Here is a 16,317-nt window from a genome sequence, read left to right as displayed (position 1 = left end):
TCAGATCTCCTTGCGCTGCTTGGGCGCAGCAGTCAACTGGGACTGGAACTCGTACTCGATCCGATGGCGGATGGCGCGCAGCGCGTCGCTGTCGGGCAGCAGCTGGAGGTCCTTGCTGTAGTTGTTGGCATCCAGGGTTTCCACCATCTCGCGGACACCCGGGCCGGTACTGAACTGACGCATCTGCAGCGGGATCGCGTCGATGCCGTGCACCAGATACAGGCGCCCCGGGAAGCGGGCCACCGCATCCCAGACCGCCTTGCAGTCGGCATCGTCCAACGCGACCTTGCCGTCGCCGTCGGCGCTGCCCTCCTTGAGCACCTCCACCCACTCGTCGGCGTCCACCGCGTGCAGGTTGTCGGGGGTGTCGGTAGCGGCTTGCCGGGTGCGCACGATCTTCCACGGCTGGCCGGCCAGCGCCACGCCCTGTGGGCCGGGAATATCCTGCAGACGGAAGGCGAAGGTCGGCATCACCTCGGGCGATTCGCTGCGCGGCATGGTCGGCAGCGGGTAGGTCAGGTTGGTCGGGCCGACGAACGACTTGCTGCCGGCATGGACGGTGATGGTGCCCGGACAGGTGACCGTCAGGTTGCCGCCTTCCAACGTGATGCTTGCCCCCCCGGCGGTGGCCACGTGCAGCGTGGTCGGCGCTGCCAGTTCGACGGCGGCGGACGCGCTGGCCATGCGCAGGCCGGCCCGCGACTGCACCAGGATCTGGTTGTCCTGGGCCTGCACGACCAGCTCGCCCAGGCCACTGACCACGCTGAGGCTGTTGCCGGTTGGCGTGCCCATCGTGGCGGCCAGTGCGCCAAGCGCCTGGCCACCGTGCAGGCGTGCGCTGCCCTGCACGATGCCTTCGGACGCCAGGCCGCTGGCCAGGGTGAGGACCTCGCCAACCGCCCAGTGCAGGCTCTGCCCGGCGACCTGGGCGATGCCGGCGCTGGCCGACAGGCCCAGCGTGGGCTCACCGGTATGCGGCAGCCGCCCGGGGCCGGCATCGCTGGCGAATGCCGGCGCATCGGTGCGGCCGGTGTCGAAGGCGTCGCCGCCCACGGTGGTGCGGGTGCTGCGCAGCAGCTGCGCCAGCGGCGCCGGTTCGTCGCCCTGCCCCGCCACGCCGGCATGGCTGGCCAGCACCACGCTGCGATGCGTCCTGGCGGCCTGGTCCTGCGCCTTGCCCAGGTCGCGCAGCTGGGTCAGCAGGGCGGCCTGCGCCGCTGCTTCGCCGGCCGGCGCCTGTGCCGAACGCGATTGCGCGGTGAGCCACAGGCCGGCGCGCGCACGCACCGCGCCCCAGGCATCGGTGCGCAGTTCGTTGCCTTCGCCGCGCAGACTGCCGCGGAAGTTGTCGGCCTGGTGGATCAGATGGCCGAGGTTGAGCTGGGAGCTGGCGTGGGTGGTGGCCAGTTGCAGCCGCAGCTGGCCATCGCTGTCGTCGAATACCAGTCGCGAATGGCCTTCGCCATGCCACTCGCGCGACTGGATGCCCCACAGCGCGGCGGCGTTGCGGTGCGCGTCGTCCCCCTTGCCCATCGCATGCCAGGCCGGCGCGTGGCCACCGGCCAGGTTGCCCTGCGCGCTGGGACGGGTGTCGCCTGCCTGCGCATAGGCCGCAAGATCGGAGGACGCCGAAGCGCCGGCCGGGGTCGGGGCAACGCCGGCTTCGCCGCGGCCGTTGTAGAGCGCACCGACCACCAGCGGCCGGTCGATGTCACCCTCGAGGAAGGCCACCAGCACTTCCTGGCCCACGCGCGGCAGGAACTGGCTGCCCACGCCCGGGCCCGCATAGCGCTGGGCCACGCGCAGCCAGGCACTGCCATCGTCGCCACTGCCCGGGGACTGGAAATGGAAGCGCACCTTGATCCGGCCGAGCGTGTCGCAGGACACCTCGCCGGTGTCGCTGCCGTCGGCCGCGATCACACGCGCCGTCTGGTAACCCGGGGCGATCGGACGGGGATTCAGGCGCAGGCCGGTGCCGTCCTCGCGCGCCGGGCGCCACGGCTGGCGGCGGTCCACGCCGTCGAATGCATTGGCGTAACCGAGCGATTCGGCACGGCTCTGGAGGCGGGCAAAGCGCTCGGCATCGGCGCCGCTCGAGGCCGGCATCGGCTCACCCAGGCGCTGCTCCAATGCCTCGCGCGCAGCGGTCGGGAAGTTGTTGCTGCCCTGGTGCAACACCCGGGTGACCAGCACGGACGGCGTACCGCCACGGTCGGCCATCGGCCACTGGCGCACGCCGAACCACGTGCCGGTGCGCAGGCTGGGCGCGGTGCTGCTGCCCAGCCAGGACGCCCCACGCGATTCATGCGCCTGCGCGGCCAGGCGGCTGTAGTGCTCGGCCGCGGCACGGCCGGCAAAGGCGTAGGCGCCCACCGGCGCATAGTCCTCCAGCGCGGTGCCGTCCTGCTGCGCCGCCAGCACCGGAGTCTGCCCCTGACGGGCCTGGCGCGAGACGTAGTCGTCGCTGGCCAGCACCACCCGGGTCACCCCGACACGCTGGGTACGGCCCAGGGCGAGCACGCTGTCGGTGGCTTCTGTGGCATCGCTGCGGTGGAAACGCAGCCCGCCGTCACGCTCGGCGGTGGCGTCCTGCGCCTGTGCGGTACTGTCGGCGAACACCACCAGCGCATGGCCGGCCGGAGCGCCCTCGTCTTCCTCGATGCGCCAGCCCAGCCCTTCTTCGGCCAGCAGGCGCTGCATGAAATCCAGGTCCGACTCGCGGTACTGCACGCAGTAGCTGCGCGCCGGCACGGCCGCCAGGAAATCCGCCACTTCATCGCTGACTCGCCAGGCCGCATGCGCGCTGTACGGCTCGATCACCCGCTGCAGGATCTCCAGCACCGTACGTTCCTGGAACACCCGGCTGTGGCGCCCCTGGCCCATCGCCCAGGTCCAGGGCACCAGACACAGGCGGTAGCGGGCCAGGCCGCCATCGGCCGCGATGCAGGCTGCTTCGCGGACCACGCCGCTGCGTACGGCATCGTGGCCACCGGTCTGCCGCGAGCGCAGCGTGGCCGTTGTGCCCAGCCAGCCATCCAGATCCAGATCGGCATCGGTGGCGAGGACATCGACCCACCATTCGAAGCCGTCCGACAACTGCTCGTGACCCCACCAGCGCTCCACCAGCAGCGGCGCGCCGGCGGCCAGCGCCAGGCGATGCGGACGGCTTTCCCCGTCCATTCCTGCCACGCCCGTCAGCGCGGAAAACACTGCGACTGCATCCTGCATCGTACCCGTCCATTCGCGGCCATCCGGCCGACTCATTGGTCCCGAAACCAACGTGCACCACGGCGGTCCGGTTCGTGGACTGCCATCGTGCACCTCCATGTCCTGCGAACAGCGTCACACCCGGGATGGCCCACGCACCCCCTGTGCGATGAGCGCATCCGGCGACCGGTCTGCCCGGCGCAAGAATATCGCAGATGGCCGCCCCGCACGGGTTCCGGTGAAACCCTTAGTGCAATTCTTACGCCAAAGTCAGAAATCCCTGACGCGAATCCGCCTCATGCGCGGTGCTGCACTGGTCATTTCCTGACCACCCGGCCACATGCCCTGCGGCACAAGGCGCTTGCCATGCTATCCACAGGTTGATCGCCTCCAGGTCCACATCCTGTGTGGACAACCGGCGACGCGACCGGCGGTTTTTTCACCACCGCTGTTTCCGCCTGCCCGCACAAGGGCTGCCAATGGATATCCACAGCTTTGCCAACGAGACCTCCACACCCGGTGTGGACAACCGGCGGCGCTGGCAGGCACCCGGAGCGCGCGCTACTCTGTAGCCCCTTTCCCTGCCCGCGGCCCGGTCCCTGGATCGAGGGCCGCCAGACGCAATGACCGCACTGTCCCAACGCGATTTCACCCTGGCCCCGGAGAACAACGAGCAGCTCGCGAACCTGGCCGGCCCCTTCGATGAGCACCTGCGCCAGATCGAGCTCAAGCTCGGCGTGGAGATCGCCAACCGGGGGCATGTGTTCCGCATCACCGGCCCGAAGGCCGTCGTCGAGGAGGCGCAGACGCTCATCGAGGCGCTGTTTGCCGAAGCGGCCGAGGTCAGCTTCGATGCGCATGCCATCCACCTGCGCCTGAACCGGGCCAACGTGGAGCACGTGGTGGAGCGCGCGTACGAGGCCCAGGACGTGGCGATCAAGGTCAAGCGCGGCACCGTGCGCGGGCGGGGCGCCAACCAGGCGCGCTACCTGCACCAGATCACCACCCACGACATCAATTTCGGGATCGGCCCGGCCGGCACCGGCAAGACCTTCCTGGCCGTGGCCAGTGCGGTGGAGGCGCTCAACGAATCGCGCGTGCAGCGGTTGATCCTGGTGCGCCCGGCGGTCGAGGCCGGCGAGAAGCTGGGCTTCCTGCCCGGCGACCTCAGCCAGAAGGTCGACCCCTATCTGCGCCCGCTGTACGACGCCCTGTACGAAATGCTCGGCGTGGAAAAGGTGCTCAAGCTGCTGGAAAAGAACATCATCGAAATCGCGCCGCTGGCCTACATGCGCGGACGCACGCTCAACGACGCATTCGTGATCCTGGATGAAGCACAGAACACCACCGTGGAGCAGATGAAGATGTTCCTGACCCGGCTGGGCTTCGGCTCCACTGCGGTGGTCACCGGCGACCTTACCCAGACCGACCTGCCCAAGCACGTGAAGTCCGGTCTGCGCGACGCGATCGAGGTGCTGCGCGACGTGGAAGGGGTGAGCTTCACCTTCTTCGAGGCGCGTGACGTGGTGCGCCATCCGCTGGTGGCGCGCATCGTCAGCGCCTATGATCGCCGCGACCTGCAGCAGGTGAAACCGGGCGCGGAGTAGCCGCAGACCCGCTCTATCGCCGCGCGCACAGGAAGTGCCATGCCTGATCCACGGAAGAGGCTCGTCTTCGTTCTGCTGCCGCTTGCGGCAGTAGCCACGGCAGCCGCCGAAGCGCCGGCGGCACCGCAGGCATACGTCGACACACGCTATGTCGTTGCCCCGCACGCGGCCGGCGGCTTCACCCTGGAACGCAGCAGCTACGATCCCGACAAGCGGTTGGCCGGTGCCAGCTTCCTGTATCGGCTGAAGGAACAGCCGGACGTGGTGGTCAACGTGTACGTGTATGCCGCCGGGCGGATGGCGCCCGACGATGCACTCGCCGGCCGTGCCGCGCGCGCGCTGGTGCCGGCGATGCAGGTGGTCAACGTCGGCGGCTGCGCCAACGCGACCATCAACCTCGACGTCAACGCGACACCGGCGCAGTCCGCTGCCGAACTGAGCCGCCAGGTGATGGCGCACAAGGGGTACAGCTGCCACCTCTCGGCCGATGCGGCCGGCATCGCCGAACACACCGTCGGGGTCGATGTCATTCCGATCCACTACCAGGCACCGGACTGGACGTCGCAGTGACGGCCCGCACGCGCGATACTGTCGGTTCCTGACTGTTCTGAAATGCCGGTATCGCCATGACCAAGGGTCCTGTCCGCCTCGATGTCGCCGTGAGCTACGCCCTGCCCCGTGCCGGGTTGCCCTCGGCGGTGAGCTTCCGCAAATGGGTGGCCGCCGCGCTGAAGGGCCGCATCCGTGAAGCCGACCTGGCCATCCGCCTGGTCGATGCCAAGGAGGGCCAGTCGCTGAACCGGCACTACCGTGGCAAGGATTACGCCACCAACGTCTTGAGCTTCCCCGCCGACGTGCCCGAGGGCCTTCCCAAGGGGGTCAAGTTCCCGCTGCTGGGCGACCTGGTGGTGTGCGCGCCGGTGGTGGCCCGCGAGGCCGTGGAACAGGGCAAGGCGCTGAACGCGCATTACGCGCACCTGACCGTGCACGGTGTGCTGCACCTGCTGGGCTGGGACCACGAAGACGACAAGGAAGCCGATGCGATGGAGCAACTGGAACGCGAGATCCTGGCTGAACTCGGCATCGCCGACCCCTACGCCGGCGAGCGCTGAGCCATGCGCGACGAACCGTTGTTCGACCGCCGCCCCGCGCGTTGGCCGGCGGCGCTGTTCGTGCTGGCGCTGCTGGGGTGCGCGCTGGTTTTCCTGATGGCGCCGTCGAGCCTGGGCGGGGTGCGTTTCGGCATCTGCGCGGTGCTGGCCGTGCTGGCGGTCGCCCTGCTGGCGCCGGCCCGTCGTGGCTGGCGGGCCGCCTGGGCGCGGTTGAGCGCCACCACGCAGCGACGCGTCCGCCTCGCCATCGCCCTGACCTGCGCCACCAGCCTGGCGGCCAGCCAGGTGGTCGGATTCGTGCTGCCCCGGTATCTGGCGGGTCCGTCCGAGCCGACCCACAGCCCGGGCGGCGTCAGTGCGCTGATGGTGCTCGGCCTGCTCGCCGTACTGACCGCACCTTCGGCATGGCGCACGGTGTACCGGGCGCTGCATCGTGGCCGTCCGACGCCGGAGCAGCAGCCGTTCTTCCGCGCCAGTGCCGTCCAGTTGGGTGGCCTGTTCGGCCTGGCTGTGCTGTGCGTGCGCCTGCTGCCGCCGGCGGCCGTGCAGCTGGAACAGGGCGGTTCAACGCTGTGGCAGATCGCGGCAGGCGCGCTGAACGTGCAGGCCTGGCTGTCACACTGGACGCTGCTGTTCCTGCTGCTGACCGCGATCGGCTGGGCGCTGGGCCGCTGGCGGCGCGCCCCTGCGCCGACGGCGGGAATGCCATGATCGGCGCCTGTCGCCGTTTTCGTTTGTGATGGAAGCCTCGTGATGCCCCACCTTTCCACCGCGCTGGCCGGCCTGATGGGCCTGCTGCCGCTGGCCGCCGACGGCGCCACCCCCACGCTGGACCTGCCGGCCCTGATCGAATGCCGCCAGAGCGTGGCCGACTACGCCGCCGTGGCCCCGGTGGTCGCCGACCCGCTCAAGGCGGTGGCCAGCGGCCTGCAGCCACTGCCGCAGACCAACCAGTTCATGACCGAGTTCCGCCTGGCCGCCCCGCTGACGGTGTTCGGCCAGCGCACCGAGTACGTCGCCGTGGCCGGTGCGAGCATCATGGCGATCCTGGACCTGCCCGACCCTCGCCCCCTGGCCGGCAGCTTGGCGCTGGAGACCGCGGTCGACAGCCCGGACAAGTTCATGGCCGGCCGCGAGCTGGTGAGTCGCGATGTGACCGACCCCAGGACCGGCGAGGCACAGATCGAGTCGGTGATCCTGAGTCTGTCCACGGTCAAGAGCCACCCGGGCAAGACCCTTGCCGGCTGCACCTACAGTCTGGATCTGCCGCCGGAGGAGGAGGCGCCGGAACCGCCACCCGCCCTGCCCGTCCCGTCGGTGAATGCGGCCCCTGCCGGGGGGCGCTGACAGCGCCGCGCATCCTGCTAGACTAAATCCAACGCCCGGCTCGCCGGGTGCCTTTTTTCCAGAGATGTCTGAAGACGACAGTAGCAGCTCCTCCGTGGAGCACATTGAGAAGAAGCGCAGCTGGCTGGAACGCCTGACCTCTGCCTTCTCCGGCGAACCCCACACCCGCGACGAGCTGGTGGCGGTCCTGCACACCGCACAGGAAGACGGCCTGATCGCCGCCGACACGCTGCGCATGATGGAAGGTGCGATCTCGGTGGCCGAGCTCACCGTCGGCGACGTGATGATTTCGCGTTCGCAGATGGTGTCCCTGCCGGTCGAAGCGCCCTTCCTGGACCTGATGAAGCAGGTGGTCGAATCCGGCCATTCGCGCTTCCCCGTCCACGGCGACAACAAGGACGACATCCTCGGCATCCTGCTGGCCAAGGACCTGCTGCGCGGCGTGGTGGCCGACAACGGGCCGGCCAACATCCGGGAGCTGCTGCGCCCGGCAGTGCTGATCCCCGAGGCCAAGAAGCTCAACGTGCTGCTGAAAGAGTTCCGGCTCTCGCGCAACCACATGGCCATCGTGGTCGACGAGTACGGCGGTGTCGCCGGGCTGGTCACCATCGAGGACGTACTGGAGCAGATCGTCGGCGAGATCGACGACGAGCATGACGAGGCCGAGGACCACACCGCGCAGATCGCGATCCAGGCCGACGGCCAGTACGTGGTCGACGCGCTGACCCCGATCGAGGATTTCAACGAGCGTTTCGGCGCCGCCTTCCCCGACGATGACTACGACACGATCGGCGGCCTGGTGACCGAAGCCATCGGCCACCTGCCTGAAACCGGCGACGAACTGACCCTGGACCGCTTCGTGTTCCGGGTGGCGCGTGCCGATGCGCGCCGGGTGCAGGCCTTCCACGTGACCGTGCTGGCCCCCGACGTACAGGACGAGGATTGACCCACGCCATGCGGCCCCTGCTGATGCGGTGGCCGTTGTGCCGCCTGTTGTTCCTGTCGTGGGTACTTGCCCTGGCCAGCCTGCCGTCGATGGCGCTGGCCCAGGAGGCCCCTGCCCCGCCGCCGGCGCCTGTCGCCGCTGACCCTGCCACGCCCGCACCGCGCATCGGCGTGGTGACCATGCAGCCGGGCGAGATCTTCTTCGAGCGCTTCGGCCACGATGCGCTGGTGGTGGTGGACCCGGTGACCGGCGCGGCCACTTCCTACAATTTCGGCTACTTCGATCCGTCCGAACCGGACTTCATCGGCCGCTTCGTGCGCGGCGAGATGATGTACTACCTGGTGGCGCTGCCGCTGGAGCAGGACCTGTCCTATTACCGCGAGAGCGGCCGCGGCGCGAGCATCCAGTGGCTGGACCTGGACCCGCAGCAGGCGCGCGCACTGGCCGCTTCGCTGGCCGAGCGCGCCAAGCCGGAAAATGCGCGTTACCACTACGACTACTACACCGCCAACTGCGCCACGATGGTGCGCGACGCGGTTGACCAGGCCCTCGGCGGCGGACTGCATTCACAGCTGTCCGGGCGCTCGCGCGGCAACACCTACCGCAGCGAATCGGTGCGGCTGGCCTCGCCGTCGCCCTGGATGTGGCTGGGCTTCGATATCGGTCTGGGACCGTTCGCCGATGCGCCGCTGTCGCGCTGGCAGGAAGCGTTCGTGCCGATGCGCCTGGCCGATGCGCTCCGCCAGGCGCGCAACAGCGACGGTCGCCCGCTGGTGCAGGCCGAGCAGGTGCTGCTGCCGCACCGGATCGCACCGGAGCCGGCCGAATCGGCACGCCGCTGGTGGCCCTGGCTGCTGTGTGGGCTGATTGCCGCCGCGGGCGTGGTGGCGCTGCGTGCGCGGCGGCGCTGGCTGGGCGGCATCGCGCTGCCGTTCTGGCTGTTCTGCGGCATTGCCGGTGCGCTGCTGACCTACCTGTGGGGCTTCAGTGCCCACCAGGCTGCGTGGGCCAACCGCAACCTGCTGCAGCTCTCGCCGCTGTGCCTGCTGCTGCTGCCCGGCGCCATCAGCCTGCTGCGCGGCCGCCAGCCGTGGCGCGGCTTCCGCGCCGTGCTGTGGGCGGTGGCCCTGCTGTCCGGGCTGGGCCTGGTCCTGCACTGGCTGACCCTGCAGGCGCAGTACAACCTGCAGTGGATCGTGCTGCTGCTGCCGATCCACATCGCCCTGGCCTGGGCACTGGGCCGCCGTGACTTGCCCGTCACGACCCGCTGACGCACGATGCCCGCCATGCAGACCGTCCCGATCGCCAATCCCGCCTGCGTCATCAACTGCGTGCACTACGACGACCAGGGCAAGCGCCACGACATCAGCCTGGATGCGATCAGCGACGTGATCGAAAGCGGCAACGGCTTCGTCTGGGTGGGCCTGTACGAGCCTGACGACCGCGTGCTGCTGAAGTTGCAGGAAGAGTTCTGCCTGCACTCGCTGGCCATCGAGGATGCGCGCAACGCGCACCAGCGTCCGAAGGTGGAGGCGTACGGCAATTCGCTGTTCGTGGTGGTCACCACCGCGCAGATGGTCGACGAGCGCATCGAATACGGTGAGACCCATGCCTTCCTCGGCCCGCGCTTCCTGGTCACGGTGCGCCACGGCGCGTCGCTGTCCTACGCCGCGCCGCGCGCGCGGGTGGAACGCGAGCCGGAGCTGCTGCGCCGGATGGGGCCCTCGTACTGCCTGTACGCGGTGCTGGATTTCGTGGTCGACAACTACCTGCCGATCACCCAGCGCTACCGCGACACGCTGGAGCTGCTGGAGAAGGACATCTTCGCCGACCGCTACAAGCGCCAGACCGTGGTGCGGCTGTACGAACTCAAGCGTGACCTCAACAAGATGCGCATGGCCGTGGCCCCGCTGCAGGACATGCTCTCGCAGATCAAGCGCTACCAGGGCGAACTGGTGCCGGACGAGGTCAAGCTGTACCTGCGCGACGTGCACGATCATGCCGTGCGCATCAGCGATGTGATCGACACCCTGCGCGAGATGCTGGGCACCGCGTTGAGCGTGAACCTGTCGCTGGTGACCCTGGCCCAGGGCGAGACGGTCAAGCGCCTGGGCGCGTGGGCCGCACTCCTCGCGGCCCCGACCTTGATCACGAGCTGGTACGGCATGAACTTCACCCACATGCCCGAACTGGACAAGCCGTGGGCCTACCCGGCGATGATCATCGGCGTGGGCGCGGTCTGCGTGGGCCTGTACCGCCTGTTCAAGCGCGTACGCTGGCTGTAGTGTCGGCCGCTGGCCGGCTCCCGCAGATGCCGGCCACGCCCGTTCCAGTATTTGCGGGCCGCCACCTCGCCCCGCGTCGTCAGGCGACGTAGACCGTTTTGATGTTCATGAACTCGTGGATGCCGTGGTCGGCCAGCTCGCGGCCGAAGCCGGAGCGCTTGGTGCCGCCGAACGGCAGGCGTGCGTCGCTCTTGACGATGGCGTTGACGAATGCGGCGCCGCATTCCAGGCGCTTGGCGATCGCTTCGCCACGCACCGGATCGCCACTCCACACACTGCCACCAAGACCGAAGGTGGTGTCATTGGCCACGCGCAGCGCGTCGGCATCATCGCGCACGCGCAGGATCGCGGCGACCGGTCCGAACAGCTCTTCGTCATAGGCCGGCATGCCGGGTGCCACATGGTCGAGAATGGTTGCCGGGTAACCGGCATGCGAACCGGCCACCGGCTCGCCGCCAAGCAGCACGGTGGCGCCCTTGGCCACGCTGGCCTGCACCTGCCTGTGCAGCTCATCGCGCAGGTCGGCACGCGCCATCGGCGCCAGCGTGGTCCTGTCATCCTGCGGGTCGCCGTAGACGCGCTCGGCGGCCGCCGCGACAAACTTCGCCACAAAGGCATCGGCGATCGCATCGACCACCACGAAACGCTTGGCGGCGATGCAGGTCTGCCCGCTGTTGTCGAACCGCGACTTCACCGCGGCGGCGACGGTCTTGTCCAGGTCGGCGTCGTCGAGCACCACGAACGCGTCGCTGCCCCCCAGCTCCATGACGCACTTCTTGAGCTGGTCGCCGGCATTGGCGGCGATCGAGCGCCCCGCGCGCTCACTGCCGGTCAGCGTGACCGCCTTGACCCGCCTGTCGCGCAGCACCTCGGCCGCCTGGTCGTTGTCGATATGCAGCACATCGAACACACCGTCCGGCAGGCCACCATCGCGGCAGACCGCCAGGATCAGATCGGCGCACTGCGGCACGTTGCTGGCGTGCTTGAGCAGCGCCACGTTGCCGGCCATGAATGCCGGGGCGAGGAAGCGGAACACCTGCCAGATCGGAAAATTCCACGGCATCACCGCGAACACGCAGCCGATCGGCTCGTAGCGCACGTAGCTGCGCTGGGCCTCGGTGTCGATCAACTGCGGCTTGAGGTAATCGGCGGCGTGGTCGGCGTAGTACTCGCAGGCCTGCGCGCACTTCTCGATTTCGGCCAGCGCCTCGCCCTTGAGCTTGCCCATTTCGCCGGTCATCGCCTGCTGGATGTCATCCCTGCGGGCACGCAGCTGCGCGGCGATGCCGCGCAGGATGCCACCACGCTCCTGCAGCGAGCGCGCCGTCCACAGCGGGAAGGCAGTTGCCGCCGCCGCCAGACGCTGTTCGATCCCGGCGGCATCAAGCAGTTCGTGACGGTACGTGACCTGGCCGGTCGCGGGATTGACGATTTCAACGGTCATCGTGGTACTCCGGAAGACAGACCGTCATTCTGCGCCCGGAGGTGTGATCCGGATGTTGCCGCGGCTGGCGGGCGCCGGGCTGGGGGTGCGTCATGGCGTCGCAGGAGCCAGAGCCACAGCGCGGGCAATCGCTTCGTCCGGGCGGGCATGGTGGGGATGCGTTGCCGGGCGCCGGCGTGGCTGGGTTGGCAGGACCGTTGCCTCACCCCTTGTCCTGCAGCGCCATCTGCAGATCGCGCTGGCGGCGCTTCTCGCCGCGCGCGGTGATGTACCAGCCGATCACGGCGGCGACCGACACCGCCAGCACCATCAGGGTGGCCAGCGCGTTGATCTCCGGCTTGATGCCCATGCGCACCGAGGCGAACACCTTCATCGGCAATGTCGTGGAGTTCGGGCCTGCCACGAAGCTGGCGATCACCACGTCGTCCAGCGACAGCGTGAAGGCCAGCAGCCAGCCGGCCACCAGCGCCGGTGCGATGATCGGCAGGGTGATCTGGAAGAACACTTTCAGGCGCCCTGCCCCAAGGTCCATCGCCGCTTCTTCCAGCGAACGGTCCAGTTCCTGCAGGCGCGAGGACACCACCACCGTTACGAACGACAGGGTGAAGGTGACATGCGCGATCCAGATCGTGACCACGCCGCGGCTCGGGAAACCGGGAATGCCGCCCATCGACACCAGCAGGGTCATCAGCGAGAACCCGAGGATCACTTCCGGCATCACCAGCGGCGCGGTGATCAGCGCCCCGAACACCGTCTTGCCCGGGAACTGCCGGAAACGGGTCATCACCATTGCCGCCATCGTGCCCAGCACCGTCGCAGCCGTGGCGGTCCAGAACGCCACTTCCAGGCTGATCCACAACGCATCCAGGATCTGCCGGTTGTTGAACAGCTCACCGTACCAGCGGGTGGAGAACCCCGACCACACCGTGGCCAGCTTGGAGGCGTTGAAGGAATACACCATCAACAGCAGGATCGGCAGGTACAGGAAGGCAAAGCCCAGCCCCAGCACGCCCCAGCCCAGCCAGCGGTTGCCGCGCACCATGCTCATGACAGCTTCCCTTCCAGCTCGCGCTGCTGGAAGCGGTTGAAGACCAGGATCGGCACCAGCAGCAGCGCCAGCATCACGATCGCCACCGCCGAGGCGGTGGGCCAGTCGCGGTTGTTGAAGAACTCGCCCCACAGCACCCGGCCGATCATCAGCGTGTCCGGCCCACCGAGCATTTCGGGAATCACGAATTCGCCCACCGCCGGGATCATCACCAGCATGCAGCCGGCGACGATGCCGCTGCGCGACAGCGGCAGGGTGATGCTCAGGAACGCCCGCCACGGCTTGGCGCCGAGGTCATAGGCGGCCTCCAGCAGACGATGGTCGAGCTTGACCAGATTGGCGTACAGCGGCAGCACCATGAACGGCAGGTAGCAGTACACGATGCCGATGTACGCGGCGGTCGGGGTGTACAGGATCTGCAGCGGCGCATCGATCAGGCCCAGCTTCATCAACCACTGGTTGAGCAGGCCGTTGCGGTCCAGGATGCCGATCCACGCGTACACGCGGATCAGGAACGAGGTCCACGACGGCAGCACCACCAGCATCATGGCCACGTTGCGCGCGGCCGGCGACATCCGCGAAATCACGTAGGCCATCGGATAACCGATCAGCAGCGTGAGCAGTGTGGAGACCAGCGCAATCCTGATCGAGCTCAGGTAGGCCAGCACGTACTGGTTGTCCTTGACCAGCGCGGCGTAGTTGCCGAGGTTGAGCTTGAGCGAAAACGCGCCGTCCACATACTCCAGCAGCCACGTGTACGGCGGCGAACCGACCTGGGTGCGCGCGAACGAGATCATCAGGATGATCACGAATGGCACCGCGAAAAACAGCAGCAGCCACAGGTACGGCGCAGCGATCACGCCACTGCGCGTGCCGGGGAGCCAACGCTTCCAGCCCGTGGCGTTCATGCGGTGAGCACCACGCCGTCGTTGTCGCGCCAATGCACCCACACGCTGTCGCCCCAGGTCAGCCCGTCGCTGGCCCAGCGCTGCGAGTTGGCGAAGTTGGACAGCACCTTGGCGCCGCTGGGCAGGCGCACGTGGTACACCGAATGGCTGCCGAAATAGGCGATGTCCTCGATCACGCCCTGGGCCTTGTTGGTGGCGCCCTCGGGCTCGTCCTTGCCGATCATCACCTTCTCCGGACGCAGCGCGAAGGCGACCGGCTGGCCTTCGTAACCGGTGATCCCGTGGGCGACATAGATCGGCGCCGGGAACAGCGGGGTGCGCACCGTGACGTACTCGGGCAGGTCCTCGTCGATGACGCCGTCGAACAGGTTCACCGACCCGATGAACTCGGCGACGAAGCGGTTGGCGGGCTGCTCGTAGATCTCGTCCGGTTTGCCGACCTGCTGGATCCAGCCAGCGTCCATCACCGCAATGCGGGTGGCCATCGTCATGGCCTCTTCCTGGTCGTGGGTGACCATCACGCAGGTCACCCCCGAGGTCTCGATGATGTTGACCAGCTCCAGCTGCATCTGCGAACGCAGCTTCTTGTCCAGCGCCCCCATCGGCTCGTCCAGCAGCAGCAGCTTGGGCCCCTTGGCCAGCGATCGCGCCAGCGCCACGCGCTGCTGCTGGCCACCGGAGAGCTGGTGCGGCCTGCGCTTGGCCAGCCTGCCCATCTGCACCAGCTCCAGCATCTCGCCCACGCGCGTACGGATCGCATCGCGCGCCATTCCGTCCTGCTTCAGGCCAAACGCGATGTTCTGCTCCACGGTCATGTGCGGAAACAGCGCGTAGGACTGGAACATCATGTTGATCGGGCGCTGGTACGGCGGCAGCGCATTGATGCGCTGGCCATCCAGGTCGATGCTGCCGGCGGTGGGCGTCTCGAAGCCCCCCAGGCAGCGCAGCAGGGTCGACTTGCCGCTGCCCGAGCCACCCAGCAGGGCGAAGATCTCGCCCTTCTTCACGTCCAGACTGACGTCGTCAAGCGCGACGAAGCCGTCGAACTCCTTGCGCAGCGCGCGGATGGACAGATAGCCCGGTTCGAGGACCGGCACGACCTCGCCTTCCGGCTTGGCTTCTAGTGGCATGGGGAGCGGCTCCGGGCGCGCGTCGGGACGGGGGGAGGATCCCATTTTAGCGGTGTCGGCCGCGTCATGGGCCGCAACCGACACCGCCGGCACAGGGCCGGCGGTTGAAGGGGTGTACCAGACGGGGGCGGTTCAGCGCCCGGTCTTGACCTCGGTCCACAGCCGCGTGTAGAGCTTGTCCACTTCCGGGGTGTTGATCGAGTAGGTGAACATTCTGGCAGCCACGTCGGCCGGCGGGTAGATGGTCGGGTCGTTGCGGATGGCCGCGTCCACCAGCGGCGTGGCCGCCGTCACCGGGTTGGCGTAGTGGATGAAGTTGGTGTTGGCCGCGGCGACCTTGGGTTCGAGCAGGTAGTTGATGAAGGCGTAGGCGGCCTCCGGGTGCTTGGCGTCCTTGGGAATGGCCAGCATGTCGAACCACTGCGGCGCGCCCTCGCGCGGGATCGAATAGGCCACGGTGACGCCGTTGTCGGCCTCGGCGGCACGGTCACGGGCCTGGATGATGTCACCGGACCAGCCGACCACCAGGCAGGTACCGCCGTTGGCCAGCGAGCCCACGTACTGCGAGGAGTGGAAGTTCTGCACGTACGGGCGGATGCTCTTGAGCAGCGCGGCCGCCTTCTGCAGGGTGGCCGGGTCGTTGCTGTGCGGATCCTCGCCCAGGTAATGCAGCGCGATCGGGATCATGTCCGACGGGGTGTCCAGAATGGTCACGCCGCAGTCCTTCATCTTGGCGATGTTCTCCGGCTTGAACACCAGATCCCAGCTGTTGGCGATCTCGGTGCTGCCCCCGAAACGCTGCTTGAGCAGCTCCACGTTGTAGCCGATCCCGGTGGTGCCGATCATGTAGGGCACGCCGTACTGGTTGCCCGGGTCCTGCTGGGCGATGCGCTTCATCATCTCCGGGTCGAGGTTGCCCAGGTTCGGAATCCTGCTCTTGTCCAGTGGCAGGAACACACCGGCCTTGATCTGGCGCCCGAAGAAGTTCAGCGTCGGCACCACCACGTCGTAGCCGCTGTCACCGGCCAGCAGCTTGGTCTCGACCATCTCATCGCTGTCGAACACATCGTAGGTCACCTTGATCCCGGTCTTCTTCTCAAAGTCCGGAATGGTGTTCTCGGCGATGTAATCGCTGTAGTTGTAGACGTTCAGCACCTTGGCGTCTTCCTGTTTGCCGCCGCCACAGGCGCTGAGCAGGGACACGGCAATGCCGAGGGTGAGGATTCGCAGCTTCATCGGACTCTCCACAGGTCAGGTGCGAGATGGGGGAACCGGCCGGACCG

The 16,317-nt window shown here is 68.1% G+C and carries 14 protein-coding genes; 8 read left to right on the top strand and 6 right to left on the bottom strand.

What is annotated here, in order from left to right:
• On the bottom strand, positions 1-3,228 hold the full coding sequence (locus ACPEH1_RS01855; RefSeq protein ID WP_423715140.1) for a type VI secretion system Vgr family protein: 3,228 nt from the start codon (positions 3,226-3,228) through the stop codon (positions 1-3).
• 602 nt (positions 3,229-3,830) lie between these two features.
• Between ACPEH1_RS01855 and ACPEH1_RS01850 the strand changes: the two genes are divergently transcribed.
• From ACPEH1_RS01850 to ACPEH1_RS01815, 8 genes are all read left to right on the top strand, one after another.
• Positions 3,831-4,814 (top strand): PhoH family protein, encoded by a 984-nt coding sequence (locus tag ACPEH1_RS01850; protein WP_017357083.1) that lies wholly within the window; start codon positions 3,831-3,833, stop codon positions 4,812-4,814.
• Between the two features lie 39 nt (positions 4,815-4,853).
• Complete coding sequence (locus ACPEH1_RS01845) at positions 4,854-5,384, top strand: hypothetical protein (protein WP_423715138.1); 531 nt, start codon at positions 4,854-4,856, stop codon at positions 5,382-5,384.
• 56 nt (positions 5,385-5,440) lie between these two features.
• Complete coding sequence (ybeY, locus tag ACPEH1_RS01840; RefSeq protein WP_017357081.1) at positions 5,441-5,926, top strand: rRNA maturation RNase YbeY; 486 nt, start codon at positions 5,441-5,443, stop codon at positions 5,924-5,926.
• Between the two features lie 3 nt (positions 5,927-5,929).
• Positions 5,930-6,637, top strand: coding sequence for a hypothetical protein (locus ACPEH1_RS01835; RefSeq protein WP_136004175.1), 708 nt, complete (start codon positions 5,930-5,932; stop codon positions 6,635-6,637).
• 75 nt (positions 6,638-6,712) lie between these two features.
• On the top strand, positions 6,713-7,273 hold the full coding sequence (locus ACPEH1_RS01830) for a hypothetical protein (RefSeq protein WP_051008651.1): 561 nt from the start codon (positions 6,713-6,715) through the stop codon (positions 7,271-7,273).
• A gap of 64 nt (positions 7,274-7,337) precedes the next feature.
• Complete coding sequence (locus ACPEH1_RS01825) at positions 7,338-8,219, top strand: HlyC/CorC family transporter (protein WP_017357078.1); 882 nt, start codon at positions 7,338-7,340, stop codon at positions 8,217-8,219.
• A gap of 8 nt (positions 8,220-8,227) precedes the next feature.
• Positions 8,228-9,490, top strand: coding sequence for a DUF4105 domain-containing protein (locus tag ACPEH1_RS01820; protein ID WP_017357077.1), 1,263 nt, complete (start codon positions 8,228-8,230; stop codon positions 9,488-9,490).
• Between the two features lie 15 nt (positions 9,491-9,505).
• Positions 9,506-10,504, top strand: a complete 999-nt coding sequence (locus ACPEH1_RS01815; RefSeq protein ID WP_017357076.1) for a magnesium and cobalt transport protein CorA — start codon at positions 9,506-9,508, stop codon at positions 10,502-10,504.
• Between the two features lie 79 nt (positions 10,505-10,583).
• On the opposite strand, the gene ACPEH1_RS01810 is transcribed toward ACPEH1_RS01815, so the two are convergent.
• From ACPEH1_RS01810 to ACPEH1_RS01790, 5 genes are all read right to left on the bottom strand, one after another.
• Positions 10,584-11,948 (bottom strand): NAD-dependent succinate-semialdehyde dehydrogenase, encoded by a 1,365-nt coding sequence (locus ACPEH1_RS01810; RefSeq protein ID WP_017357075.1) that lies wholly within the window; start codon positions 11,946-11,948, stop codon positions 10,584-10,586.
• 202 nt (positions 11,949-12,150) lie between these two features.
• The gene (locus ACPEH1_RS01805) at positions 12,151-12,996 is read right to left on the bottom strand and encodes an ABC transporter permease subunit (RefSeq protein WP_017357074.1); all 846 of its coding nucleotides are present in this window, start codon (positions 12,994-12,996) and stop codon (positions 12,151-12,153) included.
• Positions 12,993-13,904, bottom strand: a complete 912-nt coding sequence (locus tag ACPEH1_RS01800) for an ABC transporter permease subunit (protein ID WP_017357073.1) — start codon at positions 13,902-13,904, stop codon at positions 12,993-12,995. Before ACPEH1_RS01800 ends, ACPEH1_RS01805 begins: the two co-directional genes overlap by 4 nt.
• Positions 13,901-15,034, bottom strand: a complete 1,134-nt coding sequence (locus tag ACPEH1_RS01795) for an ABC transporter ATP-binding protein (RefSeq protein WP_017357072.1) — start codon at positions 15,032-15,034, stop codon at positions 13,901-13,903. Before ACPEH1_RS01795 ends, ACPEH1_RS01800 begins: the two co-directional genes overlap by 4 nt.
• A 132-nt stretch (positions 15,035-15,166) precedes the next feature.
• A complete protein-coding gene (locus ACPEH1_RS01790; protein ID WP_136004178.1) occupies positions 15,167-16,270 on the bottom strand; it encodes a polyamine ABC transporter substrate-binding protein in 1,104 nt (367 codons plus the stop codon).
• Between the last annotated feature and the right edge of the window lie 47 nt (positions 16,271-16,317).

The organism is Stenotrophomonas sp. NPDC077421 (assembly GCF_049545505.1).
Lineage (GTDB): Bacteria > Pseudomonadota > Gammaproteobacteria > Xanthomonadales > Xanthomonadaceae > Stenotrophomonas > Stenotrophomonas nematodicola.
This window is presented reverse-complemented; position numbering and strand designations above follow the sequence as displayed.